This window comes from Methylomonas sp. EFPC3 (genome assembly GCF_029643245.1).
In the GTDB taxonomy this organism is placed as follows: domain Bacteria; phylum Pseudomonadota; class Gammaproteobacteria; order Methylococcales; family Methylomonadaceae; genus Methylomonas; species Methylomonas koyamae_B.
Genome location: NZ_CP116398.1, coordinates 3,702,617 through 3,722,487, shown reverse-complemented (window position 1 = coordinate 3,722,487; position 19,871 = coordinate 3,702,617). Strand labels below are relative to the sequence as shown.

General features: G+C 54.7%; 22 protein-coding genes. 7 read left to right on the top strand and 15 right to left on the bottom strand.

All coding sequences use genetic code 11. The annotated features are described in order from the left end of the window. Window positions 1-5 precede the first annotated feature (5 nt). The 14 genes from PL263_RS16795 to PL263_RS16730 all read right to left on the bottom strand — a co-directional run bounded on the left by PL263_RS16795 (window position 6) and on the right by PL263_RS16730 (window position 12,698). The gene (locus tag PL263_RS16795; RefSeq protein WP_278210448.1) at window positions 6-2,783 is read right to left on the bottom strand and encodes a glycosyltransferase; all 2,778 of its coding nucleotides are present in this window, start codon (window positions 2,781-2,783) and stop codon (window positions 6-8) included. A gap of 304 nt (window positions 2,784-3,087) precedes the next feature. Then, complete coding sequence (locus tag PL263_RS16790; protein WP_140911460.1) at window positions 3,088-3,285, bottom strand: winged helix-turn-helix domain-containing protein; 198 nt, start codon at window positions 3,283-3,285, stop codon at window positions 3,088-3,090. Window positions 3,286-3,374: 89 nt separating this feature from the next. Beyond that, window positions 3,375-3,629 (bottom strand): cell division topological specificity factor MinE, encoded by a 255-nt coding sequence (gene minE / locus PL263_RS16785; RefSeq protein ID WP_140911461.1) that lies wholly within the window; start codon window positions 3,627-3,629, stop codon window positions 3,375-3,377. Beyond that, complete coding sequence (gene minD, locus PL263_RS16780) at window positions 3,629-4,441, bottom strand: septum site-determining protein MinD (RefSeq protein WP_140911462.1); 813 nt, start codon at window positions 4,439-4,441, stop codon at window positions 3,629-3,631. The genes minE and minD overlap by 1 nt, the downstream gene beginning before the upstream one ends. A gap of 21 nt (window positions 4,442-4,462) precedes the next feature. Then, window positions 4,463-5,206 carry a septum site-determining protein MinC gene (gene minC / locus PL263_RS16775; protein ID WP_278210447.1) on the bottom strand — a complete coding sequence of 248 codons (744 nt, stop codon included), beginning with the start codon at window positions 5,204-5,206 and terminating at the stop codon, window positions 4,463-4,465. A gap of 68 nt (window positions 5,207-5,274) precedes the next feature. Continuing rightward, complete coding sequence (mgtE, locus tag PL263_RS16770) at window positions 5,275-6,633, bottom strand: magnesium transporter (RefSeq protein WP_278210446.1); 1,359 nt, start codon at window positions 6,631-6,633, stop codon at window positions 5,275-5,277. Window positions 6,634-6,669: 36 nt separating this feature from the next. Then, a complete protein-coding gene (gene rapZ / locus PL263_RS16765; protein WP_278210445.1) occupies window positions 6,670-7,527 on the bottom strand; it encodes an RNase adapter RapZ in 858 nt (285 codons plus the stop codon). A gap of 55 nt (window positions 7,528-7,582) precedes the next feature. Then, a complete protein-coding gene (raiA, locus tag PL263_RS16760) occupies window positions 7,583-7,873 on the bottom strand; it encodes a ribosome-associated translation inhibitor RaiA (protein WP_054761376.1) in 291 nt (96 codons plus the stop codon). A 39-nt stretch (window positions 7,874-7,912) separates the two neighbouring features. Further along, window positions 7,913-9,349: an RNA polymerase factor sigma-54 gene (locus tag PL263_RS16755; protein ID WP_140911466.1), complete on the bottom strand. Its 1,437-nt coding sequence runs from the start codon at window positions 9,347-9,349 to the stop codon at window positions 7,913-7,915. A gap of 13 nt (window positions 9,350-9,362) precedes the next feature. After that, window positions 9,363-10,088 carry an LPS export ABC transporter ATP-binding protein gene (gene lptB / locus PL263_RS16750; protein WP_140911467.1) on the bottom strand — a complete coding sequence of 242 codons (726 nt, stop codon included), beginning with the start codon at window positions 10,086-10,088 and terminating at the stop codon, window positions 9,363-9,365. Then, a complete protein-coding gene (gene lptA / locus PL263_RS16745; RefSeq protein WP_278210444.1) occupies window positions 10,088-10,588 on the bottom strand; it encodes a lipopolysaccharide transport periplasmic protein LptA in 501 nt (166 codons plus the stop codon). Before lptA ends, lptB begins: the two co-directional genes overlap by 1 nt. Further along, window positions 10,575-11,141 (bottom strand): LPS export ABC transporter periplasmic protein LptC, encoded by a 567-nt coding sequence (gene lptC / locus PL263_RS16740; protein ID WP_140911469.1) that lies wholly within the window; start codon window positions 11,139-11,141, stop codon window positions 10,575-10,577. The genes lptA and lptC overlap by 14 nt, the downstream gene beginning before the upstream one ends. Continuing rightward, window positions 11,138-11,671: a 3-deoxy-manno-octulosonate-8-phosphatase KdsC gene (gene kdsC, locus PL263_RS16735; protein ID WP_278210443.1), complete on the bottom strand. Its 534-nt coding sequence runs from the start codon at window positions 11,669-11,671 to the stop codon at window positions 11,138-11,140. Before kdsC ends, lptC begins: the two co-directional genes overlap by 4 nt. A gap of 13 nt (window positions 11,672-11,684) precedes the next feature. Then, window positions 11,685-12,698, bottom strand: coding sequence for a KpsF/GutQ family sugar-phosphate isomerase (locus PL263_RS16730; RefSeq protein ID WP_278210442.1), 1,014 nt, complete (start codon window positions 12,696-12,698; stop codon window positions 11,685-11,687). Between the two features lie 106 nt (window positions 12,699-12,804). Between PL263_RS16730 and PL263_RS16725 the strand changes: the two genes are divergently transcribed. From PL263_RS16725 to hisD, 7 genes are read left to right on the top strand one after another with little or no spacing between them, the layout of a single operon-like run. Further along, window positions 12,805-13,623 carry an ATP-binding cassette domain-containing protein gene (locus PL263_RS16725; RefSeq protein ID WP_140911472.1) on the top strand — a complete coding sequence of 273 codons (819 nt, stop codon included), beginning with the start codon at window positions 12,805-12,807 and terminating at the stop codon, window positions 13,621-13,623. An 18-nt stretch (window positions 13,624-13,641) separates the two neighbouring features. Continuing rightward, complete coding sequence (gene mlaE, locus PL263_RS16720; protein ID WP_140911473.1) at window positions 13,642-14,424, top strand: lipid asymmetry maintenance ABC transporter permease subunit MlaE; 783 nt, start codon at window positions 13,642-13,644, stop codon at window positions 14,422-14,424. A gap of 1 nt (window position 14,425) precedes the next feature. After that, entirely contained in the window at window positions 14,426-14,890 is a 465-nt protein-coding gene (mlaD, locus tag PL263_RS16715; protein WP_140911474.1) for an outer membrane lipid asymmetry maintenance protein MlaD, read from the top strand. Further along, window positions 14,891-15,202, top strand: a complete 312-nt coding sequence (locus PL263_RS16710; RefSeq protein WP_140911475.1) for an STAS domain-containing protein — start codon at window positions 14,891-14,893, stop codon at window positions 15,200-15,202. 33 nt (window positions 15,203-15,235) lie between these two features. Beyond that, window positions 15,236-16,501, top strand: a complete 1,266-nt coding sequence (gene murA / locus PL263_RS16705) for a UDP-N-acetylglucosamine 1-carboxyvinyltransferase (RefSeq protein WP_140911476.1) — start codon at window positions 15,236-15,238, stop codon at window positions 16,499-16,501. A 15-nt stretch (window positions 16,502-16,516) separates the two neighbouring features. Then, a complete protein-coding gene (gene hisG / locus PL263_RS16700) occupies window positions 16,517-17,143 on the top strand; it encodes an ATP phosphoribosyltransferase (RefSeq protein WP_140911477.1) in 627 nt (208 codons plus the stop codon). Between the two features lie 5 nt (window positions 17,144-17,148). Continuing rightward, a complete protein-coding gene (gene hisD, locus PL263_RS16695) occupies window positions 17,149-18,450 on the top strand; it encodes a histidinol dehydrogenase (RefSeq protein WP_278210441.1) in 1,302 nt (433 codons plus the stop codon). Window positions 18,451-18,570: 120 nt separating this feature from the next. Here the strand turns inward: hisD and aceF are convergent, their stop codons facing one another. Beyond that, entirely contained in the window at window positions 18,571-19,863 is a 1,293-nt protein-coding gene (gene aceF / locus PL263_RS16690) for a dihydrolipoyllysine-residue acetyltransferase (protein ID WP_278210440.1), read from the bottom strand. Between the last annotated feature and the right edge of the window lie 8 nt (window positions 19,864-19,871).

The following is a 19,871-nucleotide window of genomic DNA, read 5'->3' as shown; positions in this document are numbered from 1 at the left end:
CCCCGCTATTCGGTATCCAATTCGTCGGCCGACAGTTTTTTACCCGGAAAATAATTCGGCGCGACACTGATCAGAATCGTAATAAAAGTGGCGATATACGGTACCGATTGCACCGCCAGTACCGCGACCCATAACCGGCCGCTCAAGTTGTCGAAATGCTCGACGGAGCGCATCGCCACAATGCCGGCGACCAACAGCAGTAGCAGTAACAGCTCTTGCCAGATGATCAACAGACCGGCGACCAGAGGCCCCTGCTGTTCGTATTTAGGCGTACGCATGAAGGGCTTGCCGGACGTGAACAAACCCTGCAAGGTGCCGCGCGCCACAGTGTGCGTCAACGACAGGCCGGCCAGCGCCGCACCCAAGGCCTGCAACATCGAACACGCCACCCGCGCCTTGTACAACCATAAACCGCGCACGATCTTGAAGGCAAACAAGCCTATCGTCGGCAACAGGAAGGCATTTACCGGCAATTCGCTGTGCTTGGGATCGGCGACGATCAGCGCCGTCAAAATCAAACTGGTGCCGGTAAACAGCAAGGCCAACGCATCGGAAAACCACGGCAACCAGCCGGCGACAAAGTAATAGCGTTGCGCCGAGGTCAGCGAAGACTTCTTGTTGGGCAGGAAATGCCGCCAATGCTTTTTGATGATTTGCATCGCACCGTACACCCAACGGAAGCGTTGCGTCATATAGCCGGAGAAGGTATCCGGCATCAAGCCGCGGCCGAACGATTCTTTGCAATACACCGAATCGTAACCGGCCTCGTACAAACGCAGACCCAGTTCGCTGTCTTCGCAAATACACCATTCGCCCCAGGAGCCAACTTTTTCGAACGCCGATTTGCGCACCATCGTCATCGTGCCGTGCTGGATGATGGCGTTGTATTCGTTACGCTGTACCATGCCGATGTTGAAGAAACCGGCATATTCCCAGTAACACATGTTTTTGAATGAACCTTGGTGGGCGTCGCGGTAGTCTTGGGGCGACTGGACGAAACCGACATTTTCCTGGTCGAAGTACGGCACCATGGCGTTCAACCAATCAGGCGACAAAATGTAATCGCTATCGATCACCGCGATAATTTCGGCATCGTCTGCGGTATTTTCCAGCGCATAGTTGATCGCGCCGGCTTTATAACCGGGCCAGTTGTCCAAATGGAAGAAGCGGAATTTCTCGCCCAAACGGTCGCAATCGTCGCGCACCGGTTGCCATACTGTCGGATCCTTGGTGTTGTTATCCATCACCAACACTTCGTAATTCGGATAATCGACCTTGGCCAGAGCATTCAAAGTCTTGCGTACCATTTCCGGCGGCTCGTTATGAATCGGCAGATGGATCGAGACTTTCGGGTAACGGAAACCGGCCGGCGGCGTCAGCGGCTGGAAGGTACGACGGCCTTTTCGATGCCAAATCACTTCCGCTATTTCCAAGCTTTCGGTCAACAGCACCAGGATTGCCATGGCCTGCATCATCAATAGAATCGCCCAAAACACGACCGAGAAACCGGTTTGGTATTGGGCTGCCGCTATCGAAGCCGACCAGAACAACACCGATGCCGCCAAGTTGGCGACGATGCCGAAGAAGAATTTACCGGGCAGTTTCAAGCTTTTCCGGGTAAACAAGAAGGCCGCCATCAGGATGATACTGAGTATTGCCGCACCGCTGGCCCAATTACGCCAAGTCGGATTGGCCAATACGTCGCCCTCCATCGGGAATTTGGGCTGGCGATCGGCATTGAACAGGCCCCAGTAAGCGCCGGCGGTACCTTCCAGCTTGATTTTCCACGGCTGGTCGAAGGCCTCGACCACGTAGTAAATCACGTTCTCGGCGGTGGCGCGGTTCAGGAATTCGCGTAAAAACTTGGCCTGATTCGCCAACGAAGCCGTAGCGGCTTTTTGCGGCGGACCATCGGAAGGCCAACCTACCTCGGTAATGACGATGGTTTTATCAGGGTAAAGCTTTTGCAGTTCATAGTAGCGCTTGAACACGTATTCGACGGCATTATCGCCTTCCGCGCCTTGGGGCAATTCGACCGGAATGCCCTCCCAATACGGCAGGATATGCACCGCGATGTAATCGACTTCTGCCGCCAATTCCGGATGGTCGACCCATATATCCCAGGTCTCGGCGGTACTGACCGGCTTCCAGGTGCGTTTTTTGACTTCGCGGATATATTCGATCAGTTCATTGGCTTTGTTGGTAACTTCAAGATTGATCTCGGCTTTGATTTTATCCTGCAGTTCCTGCTCCGCCATCTGACCGCCAAACTCGTCGCGCACGCGCTTTGCGACCGGTTCGCTGATCTTGTTTCTGACCCGCAACAGCGATTCGTTTCCAACCAGCGTCCGAATGATCGTTTTCGGATATTGATTGGCTAGGTTGATTAAACTCTCGACTTCGCGCTGGTTCTTGTCCAACCGTTTTTGCCGGTTCTCCTCGCTTTCTTCGTCCTCGACCAAATCCACCCAGCAGCCCATCGCCAGATTCAACGCGCTTTTCGCGGTCAATTCCGGCACGACCTCCATACCCTCCAATGCGGTATAGGTCCTGATCGAATGCGCCTTGCCCGACAATAGCTCGACATCGGCCTGGATTTGTTCGCGGGTCGGAAAGACACCATCCTGCGGATTGAAATCGCGCTGCTTGGGGTTAAAAGTTACCCCCATCATCGTGTCGCTCCAAGACGGAAGCTGTAACGGGTTATTGATGTAGGACCAGATACCGATGTTGATCAAAACCAACAGGACTAGGGTGAGAAATGTGGCTATTTTGGCTTTCATTCGACAGAAAGACTCCGCATTATTGGAAAATTTATTAAACGGTACTTTTGTAATTCTTACGGCGCTACCCGCGCCAATCCGTCGGCGGATCAATCAGACTTAGGCAAGATCTTTTCGACGTAACGCCGAACGCCAGCCATATGCGGGCCGCAATTCCAGTCAGGCAACAGGCTACCTAAAAACCTCGCGGCATTGAGAATACCCGCCTCAGACCGAAAAGCTCGACAAACTGATCACCGGACACATTGCCAGTATTGAAAGCTGCCTCGCTTAGCCCTGTCTTAAGCGGGTATGCGGAAAACTGTTACTTCAACGAAAGGGTCTCGACGCGTCCTTTCATCTCGATATTCAGCTTGTCTTCTTTAGCCAACCAGCCGATGGCCCGTTGCACTTCGTTTTTGCCCAAGCCGGTTTCGGTGGTGATCTTATTCACGCTGGCTTCGCCATTCGCGTTCAGAAATTGCCAGACTGCACCAGCTGCTTCGCCAATTGTATCTACCATTTCAACTCCTCATCATTTGCACAACAAAAAAATCGGCTGCTTGCTCCGGCACAACACCGGAAAAAGCCTTGTCAAACAAGCAAACGCAACTAACGCTCGTCAGGTAACACGATATTCAGTTCGAGTGTTTCCTGATTGCCATCCTGTTCGAAATTAACGGTGATAGCATCCTGCCCGACATTTACATATTTACGAATTACTGCCAATAGTTCTTTTTGTAGTTCTGGCAAATAAGAAGGCTGGTTGCGCGAGGCCCGTTCGTGCGCCACCAGAATTTGCAGCCGCTCCTTGGCTAAAGACGCCGTATTGGTCTTCGACGATCTGAAGTAATCTAAGAGACTCATCACTTGCTCCCGAACAGCTTGCTAAACAAGCCCTTCTTCTCTTCCTCGATAAAACGGTGTGGTCTGTTTTCGCCTAAATAACGGGCAACGATATCAGCATACGCCTGACCGGCATCGCTTTGCTCGTCCAAGATAACCGGGGTGCCGGAGTTCGAAGCGTTCAATACCGACTTCGATTCCGGAATCACGCCCAACAGGTGGAGGGATAAAATTTCCTGGACGTCTTCGACACTCAACATTTCGCCCAACTTAACCCTATCCGGTGCGTAACGGGTCAACAGCAGGTATTCCTTGATCGGCTCTTCGCCTTTTTCCGCCCGCCGCGACTTGCTGGCAAGAATGCCCAACATACGATCCGAATCCCTAACCGACGATACTTCCGGATTGGTCACGACGAAAGCGTCATCGGCAAAGTACATGGCAAGTGTAGCACCGCGCTCGATTCCCGCCGGCGAGTCGCAAACGATGTATTTAAAGTCCTTGGACAACTCTTCCAAAATCTTGCCGACGCCTTCGGTCGTCAACGCATCTTTGTCGCGGGTTTGCGAGGCGGGCAGTATGTACAGTTGCTCGCAGCGTTTGTCCTTGATCAAGGCTTGATTCAGAGTCGCTTCATTGTTGATCACGTTAACCAAATCGTAAACCACGCGGCGTTCACACCCCATGATCAAATCGAGGTTGCGCAGCCCCACATCGAAATCGATCACGGCAGTCTTGTGCCCCCGCTTCGCCAAACCCATCGCGATCGCGGCACTGGTCGTGGTTTTGCCCACACCACCTTTTCCCGATGTTACTACGATTATTCTGGCCAAAATTATTCCTCCAAGAAAAGCTTAAAACTCTTTAATAATCAGGGCTTGATTATCCAGACTGATCTGTAACGGCTTATGCGCCGGATATTTGCTCAAATCTTCGCTCAGCTGGTAAATCCCGGCGATTGAAATCAATTCGGCTTGCAGGTCCGAGCAGAAAATACGGGCGGCAGTATCGCCCAACACGCCAGCCAAAGCTCTGCCACGGAGCGAACCGTAGATGTGAATATTGCCCTCGGCCATGATTTCGGCGCCGGCGCTCACCGTTGCGGTAACGATCAAATCCCCTTTCGCATAGACCCGTTGCCCGGAACGGACCGGTTGCACGACCAGTTTGTTTTCCACAAGCTGAGTTTGCTGCTTCGGCTCTTCAGCAACTGGCGGCGGCAATGTTTTTGCGGCAGGTTTGTTGGCAGCGAGCGGCGCATTGGCGCCATGCAGGGAATAATGCGGCAAATTAATTGCCAGAGCATCGTCGGTTTGTTTTTGGTTGCCACCGCGAATACCGATCGGCATGAACCCGTGTTTGCGGACCAAAGCGACGATTTCGGTAAAATCCAGTTCGAGATTTTGAGCGTTAAGCTTTTGCAAATCGATCAAGAGCGGCGAATTTTTAAAAAACTCGGGCGCTTGCGCGACTTTTTCCTGCAATTGTTGATCGATCAGGACCACGTCGTTACCGGCTAGCAGCAATACCGGCACTGTCAGCGACGTGCTTTTGAACTCCAAAGCTGTTTTTTGCGTAATTGGTGCGCCGGTAGACATTTATTTTGGAAAATAAGCTGCTGTACGTCCGGAATACTACCATTTTCCGTAACAAAAAGCACAAACCCTTAAAGGAGAAACAAGGTCGCCAAACCCAAAAAGGCTGTAAAACCAACCACATCGGTGACTGTAGTCAATAACACCCCGCCGGCCAGGGCCGGATCAATCCCCATCTTGTTCAGCAAAACCGGTATCGCCACACCGGACAAAGCGGCACAGACCAGATTGATCAACATCGCCACACCCAGCAATATTCCGACATCCGGGCGGTGAAACCACATACCAGCCACCAGGGCTACCACACAGGCCCACACCAAACCGTTCAACAAGCCGACCGAAATCTCCTTAAACAATAAGCGCCCGGCATTGCTACCAGTGACTTGGCGTAAGGCCAGACCTCTGACCACCAAGGTTAAAGTCTGACTGCCGGCAATACCGCCCATGCTGGCCACAATCGGCATCAGCACGGCCAGCGCCACAATCTGTTGGATAGCGTCTTCGAACAAATCGATCACCGAGGCCGCCAGAAAAGCCGTCAGCAGATTTACGCCTAGCCAGAGAGCCCGACGCTTGGCGCTGCTGACCACCGGTGCAAACATGTCCTGCTCTTCGCTCAAACCGGCCATGCTCATCAGCGAATGGTCCGCTTCGTCCCTGATTAAACCGATAACGTCGTCGACTGCTATCCGCCCGACCACTCTGCCGTCATCCGCCAACACCGGAACAGACAGCAATTTGCGCCGCTCAAATACTCCGGCAACGTCACGACTTGGCATCCGGTAAGAAATGCCGGCAATTCGGGTATCCATCACAGCGGCAACCTTGGTATGCGGGTCATGGCTCAGTAACTGGCTGAGCGGCAATACCCCCTGAAAGTGTTCCTTACGATCGACAACGATCAGACTATCAGTATTGGCTGGAATGTTGCCGCGCAAGCGCAAGTATCGCGAAACAACATCCAATGTGACGTCGCCGCGTATCGTCAGCACGTCGTCGGACATAATGCCGCCAGCAGTATGCTCCCCGTAACTCAAAGCCTTTTCGATCCGGTTACGGTTATGCACCCCAATCGATTCCATGATTTGCGACAACAACGGCTCAGGCAGCACATGCAATAGATCAACCATGCCGTCGGCACCCATCGACTCGGTCGCGGCAATCAGGTCTTTGCGGTCGGTGATTTTCAGCAGACCGGCACCGACTTCGACGTTAACCTCCACCAGGATTTCGCCAATCACTCCGGGTGGAATCAACGCCCAGAGTTTTGCGCGCTGTTCGGGATCCAAGGCTTCGAGAATATGCGCCGCTTCCGCCGGATAAAGGGACCGCACCAAGTTTCTGATTTCGATTTGCGAGCCGTTGGCCAAAACTTCCAGCGTCCGATCCAATAGAGATTCCGCGTTTTCGAGCTTCACTGCTGATGTCATAGGTACAAAACCAAAAAGAGGGCCGGCGGCCCGGGGTTACCGCAACTCCCGATGCCTGACGATGACGTTGGCGGTAATCGTTTGAAAATGTTTGCTTAAAGCTTCGACCAGATAAACCGAACGGTGCTGGCCGCCGGTACAACCGATCGCAATAGTCAAATAACTGCGGTTATCCGATTCGAACCGCGGCGCCCAACGGCCGATGAAGTAACCGATATCGTGTAGAAACTCCTTTACGGCCGGATCGTTCTGCAAAAAATCGGCAACCGCGGGATTTCTGCCGGTTAAGCCCCTTAGCTCAGGCGCCCAATAAGGGTTGGGCAGACTACGGGCATCGAACACAAAGTCGGCGTCCAGCGGAATTCCGTATTTGAAACCGAACGACTGGAACAGAATCGACAGCGAGTTTTTGCCTTTCTCACCCAGCCGGTTTTTCAATAAATCCCGTAATTGATGGTAATGCGTATAGCTGGTGTCGATGACGATATCGGCTCTCAAGGCCAGCGGACGCAACATCTCCCGCTCGATTTCCAAGGCTTCGCGCAAAGGCCGGCTCTCGGTGCTGAGCGGGTGGCGGCGACGGGTTTCGCTGTAGCGCTTCAGGATGATGTTCTCATCCGCTTCCATGTACACCAGTTCGCAGTCGATACCCTTGTTACGAATTGAAGTCAGACTGTCCGGAAACTCGGCCAAATTGTCGGACCGATTGCGAGCATCGATGCCGATCGCGGTTTTGCTGTAAGTGGCTTGGTTTTTCAGCATCACGTGATCGACAAAGTCGGCCAGCAATGCGACCGGCAGGTTATCGATGCAGTAATAGCCGCAATCTTCCAGAGTATCCAACGCGATACTCTTGCCCGACCCCGATAAACCGCTGACGATAACAAGCTTCATGGTTGACTGGACACGAGACGAAAGCCGTTTTCATCCCGTGTCGCCGAATATCCGATTAACGATGGTTTTGAGATTTTTCTTTGTGCTTGACGATTTGGCGGTCGAGCTTGTCGACCATATTGTCGATCGCTGCATACATGTCTTCTTGCACGTCTTCCGCATAAAGCTTGGCACCGCTGACCTGTACTGCCGCTTCGGCTTTTTGCTCCAGTTTTTCAACGGTCAAAATGACATGGACATCAACGACGTTGTCGAAATGGCGTTTGATTTTGCCGATTTTTTCTTCGACATAAGCTTTCAACGCCTCGGTAACTTCTACGTGATGGCCTGTGATACTAACTTGCATGGAATACTCCTGTTTTTAAAAATTGTGCTTCCCGATCGATTAAATGTGCCTTTTCCGCTGGCTGGTTGAAGGGATGGACATCGCTTCCCGGTATTTGGCGATGGTACGGCGCGCGACGTTAATGCCCTTCTCGTTCAATAAATCCGATATTTTACTATCGCTTAACGGCTTGGCCGGATTTTCGTTGCCGACCAACTCTTTTATCAGCGCCCGGATTGCCGTTGCCGAGCACTCGCCTCCGCCATCGGTACTGACGTGGCTGGAGAAAAAGTATTTGAATTCGATCACCCCATGGGGAGTGTGCATGTATTTCTGCGTGGTCACCCGCGAGATCGTCGATTCGTGCAACTCCAGTTCCTCGGCGATATCCCGCAACACCATCGGCTTCATTGCGATCGCCCCATGCTCGAAAAAATCGCCTTGTTTTTCGACGATACTTTTTGCGACCCGCAACAAAGTGTCGTTACGGCTATGCAGACTTTTGATAAACCAGCGCGCTTCCTGCAAATGGTTTTTCATGCTGACATTGTCTGAACTGTTGTCCGCGCGCTTGATCATGCCGGAATAGAAGGGGTTGATGCGCAATTTCGGCGCGATGTCCGGGTTCAAGCTGACCAGCCATTGGCCGTTAACTTTGACCACGAACACGTCGGGCACGACATATTCGACATCGACTTCCTGCAAGCTGGCTCCCGGCTTGGGGTCCAAGGTCCGAATCAAGGCCAATATACCTTTCAATTCGTCTTCGCTGAGCCCGACCCGTTTCATCAAGCGGACCTGATCGCAACTGGTCAGCAAATCCAGATGCCGGTGCACAAAATCCAAGGCTTCAGCCTTGTAGCGGGTGTTATCCGGCAATTGCTGCAATTGCAACCGCAGGCAGTCGGCCAAATCCAGCGCCGCAACACCGACCGGATCGAAATTCTGAATCCGATGCAGCACGGCCTGAACCTCGTCGAATTCCAAGCCCTCCAACTGCTCCAGCAAACCTTGAAAAATGTCCTGCAGATCGCTGGCGACATAACCGTCGTCGTTGATTGCGTCGATAATCGCTACCGCAATTGCATAATCGCGATCCGAGATTGGAATCAGATCCAATTGCCACAGTAAGTGGTCGTGCAAGGTTTCGGATTTACCGCGAAAGGTTTCGAATTCGGGCGTGTCGCCGTCATCGCCGCTGCTCGGCAACGAACTTTCGTAAACATCGTCCCAACTGACATCGACCGGCAACTCGTCCGGCATATCGGTTTGGGAGCCTTCGCTGGTGACTTGGTCGGTGTTGTCGAGCTTTTTATCGCGAAACTCCAAAGCCGGCAGCTCTTCTTCGTCCAATTCCAGCATCATATTGGATTCCAGCGCCTGCTGAATTTCCTGCTGCAAATCCAAAGTCGACATTTGCAGCAGTTTTATTGCCTGCTGCAACTGCGGCGTCATGGTCAAACTTTGACCGATGCGGAGCTGTAAGGATTGCTTCATGACTACTCGGATTTTATAAACTGAATTTTTCGCCCAGATACACTCTGCGCACCTCGTCGTTCTCGACAAGTTGGCGGGATTGCCCTTCGGCGATAACCTTGCCTTCGTTCAAGATGTAGGCGCGATCGCATATTTCCAATGTTTCCCTAACTTTATGCTCGGTGATCAGGATACCGATACCGCGCTGCTTCAGATGCGCGATAATTTTTTGCAATTCCAAAACCGAGATCGGATCGACGCCGGCAAACGGTTCGTCCAACAAAATAAACTGCGGTTCGCTGGCCAAAGCCCGGGCAATCTCGACCCGCCGCCGCTCGCCGCCCGACAGCCCCAATGCCAACTGGTTGCGCAAGTGGCCGATACCGAACTCCCCCAACAATTCGTCGATGACCAGTTCGATCTGGCCATCGGTCAAATCGTCACGAATCTGCAGTACCGCGCGCAAGTTGTCGGCGACACTGAGCTTACGAAATACCGATGCTTCCTGGGCTAGATAGCCTATCCCCAATCTTGCCCGCCGATGCATCGGATGCAGCGTAATCCGTTGGTCGTCGAGAAAAATATCGCCTCTGTCCGCCTTCACCAGCCCCACCATCATGTAGAAGCTAGTGGTTTTACCGGCGCCGTTAGGGCCGAGCAAGCCCACCACCTCGCCGGTATCGACCTGCAAACTGACGCCATCGACGACGTTGCGTGAGCTGTACCGCTTGTACAACTCGGTTGCCACCAAGCGCGCCACTATTGGGCCTTCTTGGTTTTGGGCTGAATCACCGAGTGCACCCGCTTGCCATCGGAATTGGACTCACCGGCTTTCAACAACGAGTTTTTGGTATCGTACTCTATGTACTCGCTGGATTGTTTGGCATCACCCTGCCAAACCGAAGCATTTTTCATAAAGATCAACAAATTCTTGTCCGGATAAAACTCGTTGATCAAACCCTCGCCGTGCATTTCTTCCTTACCCACGGCCGGCAATTGTTTGAAACGGGACGGCTTACCCGTCGCCACCAGTTTGGTGATAGCGCCGTCTTTCAGATGCACCACCAACTGGTCGGCGTCGATTCTGATACTGCCCTGGGTCGCCACCACATTACCGGTGTAGGTACTGATCTGGCTTTTTTCATCGTAAACGGCGTTATTGGAATCGATATAAACAGGCTGCTCGGAATCCGACTCCAAACCGAACGCAAGCCCCGCCGACAAAAACAGGCCTACCCCCACTATTCTACTTAATTTCATAGCGACCTTTCACTTTGGACAACAATTTCAGGTGAATCGGACTGACGAAAGTCGCCTCCATTCCTATCCCTTCCGTTCTATTGGGGGGACTGATGATTTCCGCCCAAGCTTGGGTCTCTGCAAAATGACTGGCGAGTTTAACTCGCAAATCCGATGTGTTAATGGTTAAAGCCGAATTGGTTTTCGATGCATCACGATTGATATAAGCTTTGCCGTTCAACTGCAAACTATCACCGTCCGCCGCCATGATTCCGGTTTCGGATTTGATCGACCATGGCTTTTGATTGGGATTGAACAGCGTCATGACCGGCTGCTGCAGATGCGTGCTGCCGTCGGCCTTGTAATGCTCCATTCTGTCAGCCGACAATTCGCTTTTCGGCAAGCCGTCCAAATCCATCTCTTTTTTGTAATAACCGACGCTGAAAAAATCCGGGCTATTTTCGGCAATTTTTATTTCGGCGTCACGCTGTTCGTTAAGCTGCACCAGCCACCACGACAACAAAGCGGCCAAGCCGACGTAGACAAAAATCTGAAAATTCCGCTGCGATGTCATAAATAGTTGTGCAACACCCCATCCAGCGTCCCTTGAGCATGCATGATCAAATCGCACACCTCGCGCACGGCACCCAAGCCGCCGGGGACTTTGGTTTGCCAATGCGCATGTGCCAACACCGCAAAATTGGCATCCTGCACCGCCACGGCAAACCCGACCTGGCGCATGACCGGCAAATCCAAAACGTCATCGCCGACATAAGCCACTTGCCGCGACTGCAAATTCAATCGCTGCAACACGTCGGCGAAAGCCGCTCGCTTGTTTTCATGCCCCTGATAGACATGCTCGACGCCAAGCCCCTGCATCCGCAACGTCACCGAATTGGATTTTCGGCCGGAAATGACCGCGACTTCGACACCGGTTTGACGCAGCAACTTGATACCGTGGCCGTCGCGGGCGTGAAAGCATTTGTACTCTCTGCCGCCATCGTCGAAAAACAGACGGCCGTCGGTCAGCACGCCGTCGACATCCAACACCAACAATTTGAGCTCGCGGACGATGGCGAGTTGTTCAGGACTTAATTCAAACATTTCCGCTCACGCTTCAAACAATCCCGGCCCGCAACAAATCATGCATATTCAATGCGCCGAGCAACTTATTATTTTCGTCGACCACCAACAAGGCATTAATTTTTTTGGCCTCCATGATCTGCATCGCCTCGGCCGCCAACATGCGTTCGTCGACGGACTTGCAATTCCGGGTCATGACTTCCGCAATCCGGGTCAGGTGCACATCCAGGTTTTTCTCCAGCATCCGCCGCAAATCGCCGTCGGTAAACACTCCAGCCACGCGACCGTCGCCATCCACCACCGCAGTCATTCCCAGTTTTTTGCCGGTCATTTCCAGCAAAGCCTCGCCGACCAACACCATATCGGATACCACCGGCACTTCGCCGCCACGATGCATGATGTCGCCGACCTGCAACAGCAATCGCTTACCCAAACTGCCGCCCGGATGCGATAGCGCGAAATCGTCCCGAGTAAATCCGCGAGTTTCCAGTAAAGAGACGGCCAAGGCATCCCCCATCACCAATGCCGCGGTAGTGCTGGCGGTGGGCGCCAAACCCAACGGGCAAGCCTCTTGTTCAACTGCAACATCGATGTGCGCCGTTGCAAACTTTGCCAACGTCGAGCCGGGATTGCCGGTCAACGCAATCAAGGGCACGCCCAGGCGCTTAATGATAGGCAAAATCGTCAGAATTTCTCCGGTTTCGCCGGAATTAGACAGGGCCAAGACCACGTCCTGACGGGTGATCATGCCCAAGTCGCCGTGACTGGCTTCACCCGGATGCACGAAAAACGCCGGCGTGCCGGTGCTGGCCAAAGTTGCGGCGATTTTACCGGCGATATGTCCGGATTTGCCCATGCCAGTAACCACTACTCGGCCTTTGCAAGCCAGTAACAGACGGCAAGCAGCAACGAACTGGTGGTCGATACGCGCGGCCAACGCTGCCACGGCTTGCATTTCGGTTTGAATCACCGCCAACGCCAACGCCTGAATGTTCTGATCGCCGCCCACCGAAAACCGACTCCGCACACTTGAGTAAAAAGGAATCATTATTGCATGTTCTTGATCGACTTTTCACCCCAAGTCATTGACTTATTCGCGACCAGTCATAGAAAATAACCTGTTACCAAACCAGATACTCCTGTAATCACAGCAGATGGCCACTAGCGCAAGCCCGGAAAGCAACATCGTTTCAATCAGCAACTTGAGCTTTTCCAGGGGCGCCAGAAAGATATTCGACGGCATCGATCTCGAAATCCAACGCGGCAAAATCACCGCCATCATGGGCCCCAGCGGCACCGGCAAAACCACACTGCTGAAACTGATCGGCGGCCAACTGACTCCCGAACGCGGCCAAATCAATGTCGACGGTTTGAATGTTCATCGTTTGCCGACCCGCGACTTGTACAATTTACGCAAACGGATGGGCATGCTGTTCCAAAGCGGCGCCCTGCTCACCGACATGAACGTTTACGACAATGTGGCGTTTCCGCTGCGGGAGCACACCCACCTGCCGGAATCGATGATCCGCACCCTGGTGTTGATGAAACTCCATGCCGTCGGTTTGCGCGGTGCTCACCGCCTGATGCCGAACGAACTGTCCGGCGGCATGGCGCGCCGGGTCGCTCTGGCCCGGGCCATCGCGTTGGACCCGATGATGATCATGTACGACGAACCGTTTACCGGCCAGGACCCGATCTCGATGGGCGCGTTGGTGCATTTGATCAAAGCCTTGAACACCACGCTCGGCCTGACCAGCATCATCGTCTCCCACGACGTCCAGGAAACCGCGGCGATTGCCGATTACATCTACGTTCTGTCTGGCGGAAAAGTGATTGGCCAAGGGACTCCACAACAATTGGCAGCCTCCGATTCGGAGTGGGTGGAACAGTTCATGAACGGTTACGCCGACGGCCCGGTACATTTCCACTACCCCGCTCCAGATTATCTGGACGACTTGTTGTCCGGCAAATAAGCCCTATTTGAGAACGCGATGCTCGAATTACTGCAAACCCTGGGAAAAACCACGCGCAGCGCTTTTGCCAAATTGGGGCGCGGCACTTTCTTTCTGCTGCATACGCTGACCGGCATCGGGGAAGTAATGCCGCGCCCGAATTTGCTGCTGAAGCAGATGTATTCGGTCGGCGTGCTGTCGTTTCTGATCATCACCATTTCCGGCCTGTTCGTCGGCATGGTGCTCGGTTTGCAAGGCTTCAACATCCTGTCGGACTTCGGCGCCGAAGAATCGTTGGGCGTAATGGTCGCCGCTTCGCTGGTCCGGGAACTGGGGCCGGTGGTTTCCGCCTTATTGTTCGCCGGCCGGGCGGGATCTGCGCTGACCGCCGAGATTGGCCTGATGAAAGCCACCGAACAACTGTCCGGTATGGAGATGATGGCGGTCGACCCGATCAACCGCATCATCTCCCCGCGCTTTCTGGCCGGCTTTTTGGCCATGCCGTTACTGGCCGCACTGTTCAGCGCGATCGGCATCATGGGCGGCCATCTGGTCGGCGTCGGCATGCTCGGCGTCGACGACGGCGCATTTTGGGCGCAAATGCAGGCCAGCATCGATTTTCGCGAAGACATCGTTAATGGCGTAATCAAAAGCGTCGTGTTCGGCTTCGTCGTATCCTGGATCGCCCTGTTCGAAGGCTACGACGCCATCCCAACCTCGGAAGGGGTCAGCCGAGCCACCACTCGCACCGTGGTCAACTCGGCGTTTTCGGTATTGGCACTGGATTTCATCTTAACCGCACTCATGTTTGGAGACATTTAACATGCCGCATTCCAAGACCCAGGATACTCTGGTCGGATTTTTTGTCGCCTCCGGCATTGCCGCGTTGTTCTACATGGCTTTACAAGTCAGTAATCTGGGAACCTACACCGGTGACGACAGTTACACGGTGATTGCCCATTTTCAAAACTCCGGCGGCCTGAAAGTCAAATCGCCGGTATCGATCGCCGGCGTCCGCATTGGCCGGGTATCGTCGATCCGGCTGGATCGCAACAGCCACGAATCCATCGTCGAAATGCGCATCGAATCCAAGTACGACAACATCCCGATGGATTCGGGCGCCAGCATTTATACTGCCGGCCTGTTGGGCGAGCAGTACATCAGTATCGACCCCGGCTCGTCGGAAGAATACCTGCACGATAAGAGCCAGCTCGACATCACCAGCTCGGCCATCGTTCTGGAAGAAATGATCGGCAAATTCATGCTGAACAAGGCGGAAGGCAAATAGATGCCGAAACTGAGCGTCACCGAACAGGCCCCAGGGCATTACACCGTGGAAGGCAACCTGACTTTTGCCAGCATCGACAAGCAATCGCTGAAGTCCTTCAACTTTCTGAAAGGCATGGACAGCATCTGCATCGACCTGTCGCTAGTCGGCATGACCGACAGCGCCGGTCTGGCGTTGATGATCGAATGGATCAAGCAGGCCCGTAGCAACCGCGTCAAATTGTCTTTCAAGAACGTTCCAGCCCAATTACTGGCATTGGCCAAACTCAGCGGCTTCGACGAAACCGAATATTTTGCAAACCGCGCGCCTTGAGCCGCGTTCTGCCCCACTTACCCGAGACCATTCATGGATAAATTACTGATTACCGGCGGCAAACCCTTACACGGCGAACTGCGGATTTCCGGCGCCAAAAACGCCGCCCTGCCGATTCTGGCCGCGACGCTACTGTCCGAAGTACCGGTCAGCGTCGGCAACATTCCACACCTGCACGACATCACCACCACGATGGAATTGCTGGGCCAAATGGGCGTGGGCCTGACCGTCGACGAGAAAATGAACATCGAAGTCGACACCAGCACCATCCACAAATACGAAGCGCCTTACGAACTGGTGAAAACCATGCGCGCTTCGATCCTGGTGCTGGGGCCGTTGCTGGCCCGTTTCGGGGAAGCTTACGTGTCGCTGCCCGGCGGCTGCGCGATCGGCACCCGGCCGGTGGATATCCACATCGACTCGCTGATCAAGATGGGAGCGGACATCACCGTGGAAGCCGGTTACATCCACGCCAAGGCCACGCGTCTGAAAGGCTGCCGCTTGGTGTTGGATAAAATCACCGTGACCGGCACCGAAAACATCCTGATGGCCGCCACGCTGGCGGACGGCATCACCATCATCGAAAATGCCGCGAAAGAGCCGGAAGTCACCGATCTGGCGCATTTTCTGAACAAAATGGGCGCCAAGATCAGCGGCGTCGGCACCGATATCCTGACCGTCGAAGGCGTCGAAAAGCTCGGCGTTCCCGGCCTGCATTACGATATTCTGCCGGACAGGATCGAAACCGGTACCTATCTGGTCGCCGGCGCGATCACCCGCGGCCATGTCCGTTTGAAAAATACCGACCCGAACACGTTGGACGCCGTGCTGGCTAAGCTGAAGGAAGCCGGCGCCGACATCACCTGCGGCGAAAACTGGATCGAATTGAACATGCACGGCAAACGGCCGAAAGCGGTCACAGTGCGCACCGCGCCCTATCCGGCTTTCCCGACCGACATGCAGGCCCAATTTACGGCGTTGAACTCGGTCGCCGAAGGCGTCGGCCTGATTACCGAAACCGTATTCGAAAACCGCTTCATGCACGTGCAGGAATTGCAACGCATGGGCGCCCAGATCAAACTCGAATCCAACACCGCGATCTGCACCGGCAACGAAGGTCTGAAAGCGGCGCCGGTGATGGCTACCGACTTGCGCGCATCCGCCAGTTTGGTGCTGGCCGGCCTGATTGCAGAAGGCGAAACCTTGGTGGACCGGATCTACCATATCGACCGCGGTTACGACCATATCGAGGAAAAATTGTCGCAACTGGGCGCCACGATCCGCCGCGTTCCCAACTAAAACCCATCCCGAGCCATGTTAACCATCGCCGTATCCAAAGGCCGAATTTACGAAGAAGCCCTGCCGTTTTTGCAACAGGCCGGCATCACGCCGATCGACGATCCGGATAAAAGCCGGAAATTGATCCTGCAAACCACCCGCGACGACGTGCAATTGGTGATTATCCGTGCCACCGACGTACCGACCTTCGTCGAGTACGGCGCCGCCGACCTCGGCATCGCCGGCAAAGACGTCTTGCTGGAGCACGGCGCGGAAAGCTTGTACGAACCGTTGGACTTGGGCATCGCCGGCTGTCGCTTGATGACGGCCGGCCCGGTCGGCGCGCCGCCGGTCAAAGGCCGCTTACGCGTCGCGACCAAATACGTCAAAACCGCGCAACGCTATTTTGCCGACCTGGGCGTGCAGGCCGAGATCATCAAGCTGTACGGCTCGATGGAACTGGCGCCGCTGGTTGGCCTGGCCGATTGCATCGTCGACTTGGTGGACACCGGCAATACGTTAAAAGCCAACGGCCTGGAGCCGCGCGAACTGATCGCCAACATCACCTCCAGGCTGGTGGTCAATAAAGCGGCGATGAAAATGAAACACCAAGCCATTCAAGCCTTGATAGACCAATTCGAAACCACGCTGGCGCAGAGGTAAGCCCCATGGCTGCGATCAAAATGTTACGCCTGGACAGTTCGTCCGCCGATTTCGCCAAACAATTGCAGGCGCGCCTGGAGTGGGACGCCAGCGACGATTTGGAAATCCATAAACGGGTGTTGGACATCATCGCCGATGTCAAAAAACGCGGCGACCAGGCCTTGCTGGAATACACCAACCGTTTCGACCGCACCGCATTCAAGGCCGGCAAAGAACTGGAACTGAGCCAGGAGGCACTGAAGCAAGCCTGGGACACGCTACCCAGCACACAAGCGATTGCCTTGCAAACCGCCGCGGACCGGGTACGGGCCTACGCGGAACATCAAAAATTGCAGTCGTGGCAATACACCGAACTGGACGGCACCCTGCTCGGACAGAAAGTGACGCCGCTGGACAAAGCCGGCCTCTACGTGCCGGGCGGCAAGGCCGCTTACCCTTCGTCGGTGCTGATGAACGCGATTCCGGCCAAAGTCGCCGGCGTCGGCGAATTGGTCATGGTAGTGCCAACACCTGGCGGCGAAACCAATCCGCTGGTGCTAGCGGCGGCCTACGTCGCCGGCGTGGACCGGGTATTCACGATCGGCGGCGCTCAAGCCGTTGCGGCACTCGCCTACGGCACCGAAACCGTGCCGGCCGTCGATAAAATCGTCGGCCCCGGCAACATCTATGTCGCCACGGCGAAAAAACTGGTGTTCGGTCAGGTCGGCATCGATATGATCGCCGGTCCGTCCGAAATCCTGATCATCTGCGACGGCCAAACCGATCCGGACTGGATCGCAATGGATTTGTTCTCGCAAGCCGAACACGACGAAAACGCCCAGGCAATCCTGATCAGCCCGGACGCCGACTTCCTGAAAAAAGTCGAAGCCAGCATCAATAAACTGCTGCCGGAAATGGAGCGCGCCGCCATCATCAAAGCCTCATTGACCGGCCGCGGCGCCTTTATCAAAGTCGCCGACCTGGACCAAGCCGCACAAGTAGCGAACCGTATCGCGCCGGAACATCTGGAGCTGTCGGTCGCCGATCCGGAAGCCTTAGCCGAGCAAATCCGCAACGCCGGTGCCATCTTCATGGGCCGTTACACCGCCGAAGCCCTGGGCGACTACTGCGCCGGCCCCAACCACGTGCTACCCACCTCGAGTACTGCTCGTTATTCATCGCCGCTGGGCGTCTACGACTTTCAAAAACGCAGCAGTCTGATCAACTGCTCCGCAACGGGAGCACAGAATTTAGGAAAAATCGCTTCGGTGTTGGCGCGGGGCGAGAGTTTGACTGCGCACGCCCGGTCGGCGGAATTCAGAATTTAGCGGAGCAGGTTCGGTGCCGTCGATCGTGACGATGCCGAACGAGTGGAATAAACTTCTACCACAAAGCGCCGCCCCGTTTACTCCAGAGCGGAAATAAACGGGGCGGCAACTTGGCCGGTTTTACAGCAACAGCCGGCGAATATCGGCCAGATTGGCTTTCAAGGCTTCCATGAATCGGGCGCCTTCGGCACCGTCGATGACGCGATGGTCGTAGGTGATGTCCAGTGGCAACATCAGTTTCGGCTCGAATTCCTTACCGTTCCACACCGGCTGCACTTTGGAGCGGGTCACACCCAAGATCGCGACTTCCGGCGCGTTGACGATAGGCGTGAACGCCGTGCCGCCGATGCCACCGAGGCTGGAGATGGTCATGCAACCGCCTTGCATGTCGGACGGTTTCAGTTTGCCTTGGCGAGCCAATTCGCTGAGCTCGGCCAATTCTTGCGACAACTGAAAAATGCCTTTTTTATCGACATCGCGGATGACCGGCACGACCAGGCCATTTGGCGTATCGACCGCAATACCGAGATGGTAATACTTTTTCAGGAACAGCTTGTCGCCTTCCGGAGATAGCGAGCTGTTAAAAGATGGGAATTTCTGCAGTGCCGCGACCAGCGCTTTCATGATGAACACCAGGCCGGTAACTTTGATGCCGTCTTTGCCTTGACCGGCGTTGACTGCCTTGCGGAATTCTTCCATCTCGTCGATCGCGACTTCGTCGTGGTAGGTTACCAACGGCAGGTTCAACCAAACCCGGGTCAAATTTTGCCCAGTCAGGCGTTTGATTTTGCTTAACGGCTTTTCTTCGATTTCGCCGAATTGAGTGAAATCGACCGCCGGGATGGCCGGAATGCCGGCGCCGCCACCGCTTACCGCGGCGCCGGACGTCATAATTTGCTTGACGAATTTTTTCACGTCTTCCTGCAAGATCCGCCCTTTGCGGCCGCTGCCGGCCGGGATCTTGCTCAGCTCGACGCCCAATTCGCGGGCGAACAAGCGTACGCTCGGCGTCGCATGCGGCTTATAACCTTCGGTGCTGGCAACAACCGGCGCTACCGGGGCAGCCACGGCTTTAGCCGGTTCGGCTTTCGGCGCTTCCGCAACCGGCGCCGGAGGCGGCTCGGCGGCGGCAGGCACCGGCGCGACTTCGGCAGCTGGCTCTGCAACGGCGGCGCCGACTTCGACCGTGACGATCAAGGTACCTTCCGCGACTTTATCGCCCGGTTTGATATGGACCGACTTAACGATACCGGCCGCGCTGGACGGCAGGTCCATTGTGGCCTTGTCGGTTTCCATCACCGCCAGAGTTTGTTCGATCGCAACCACGTCGCCGGGTTGCACCAAGACTTCGACAATATCGATTTCCGGCACGTTGCCGACGTCGGGGACTTTTACTTCAACTAAAGAGCTCATCTACGCAT